At 59.2% G+C, this 966-nt stretch carries 1 protein-coding gene; it reads left to right on the plus strand.

The genetic code is table 11. The features are described 5' to 3' along the window. Positions 1-134: 134 nt before the first annotated feature. A partial coding sequence (locus J1C54_RS16345) for a DEAD/DEAH box helicase (protein WP_229150033.1) occupies positions 135-966 on the plus strand: 832 nt, incomplete at its 3' end.

Here is a 966-nt window from a genome sequence, read left to right on the forward strand (position 1 = left end):
TCGAAGCCAGGGATGGCTGAGATGAGCTACAGGGACGTACTTGTGCGTGTCCCGGCCAGCCCTGACACTGCCTCGGGCCGACGACGACACTGCCACACCTTCTTACCGAAACCAGTTTCTGGACTAAACAAATTTTGACTGAACACTCGATCACCACACTGAAACAACAACTCAACGACTGCCTGCGCGTCGATCGCTATCGCCTGCGTCGCCGTCTGGAAAAACTGCAGCAAAAGCCCAACGACAACGCCCTGGAAAAACTCGCCGCTGATATAGCGCGCTCGAGCACCCGCCGTACCCGCAAAGCGGCAAGACAGCCAAAACTCAGCTGGCCGAACCTGCCGGTGGTGGAGCAACTCGACACCATCCGTAATGCCATCCGCGACCATCAGGTGGTGGTACTGGCCGGCGAAACCGGCTCCGGCAAAACCACCCAGCTGCCGAAAATCTGCCTTGAACTCGGTCGCGGCGTAGAAGGCATGATCGGCCACACCCAGCCGCGCCGGCTTGCCGCCCGCGCCGTCTCCAGCCGCATTGCCGAGGAAATCGGCTCCACCGTCGGCGACCTGGTTGGCTATCGGGTGCGCTTCACCGATCACGTCGGCGAAGACTGCATGATCAAGCTGATGACAGACGGCATGTTGTTGTCGGAAATCCAGTCGGATCGATTTCTGGACCAGTACGACACCCTGATTATCGACGAAGCCCACGAACGCAGCCTGAATATCGATTTCCTGCTTGGCTATATTCGGCAACTGCTACCCAAGCGGCCAGACCTGAAAGTTATCATCACCTCCGCCACCATCGATCACGAACGCTTCGCTCGACACTTTGCCGGCGCCCCGGTGATTGAAGTGTCTGGCCGCACCTATCCGGTGGACGTGCACTATCGTCCGGCGGAAGCCGAACGCGAACTCAGCCGTCAGGTGGAAGATGTGCTGCGCGAGATTGAACAGCTGGAGCGCG

The organism is Alcanivorax sp. 1008, assembly GCF_020667895.1.
GTDB lineage: Bacteria > Pseudomonadota > Gammaproteobacteria > Pseudomonadales > Alcanivoracaceae > PGZG01.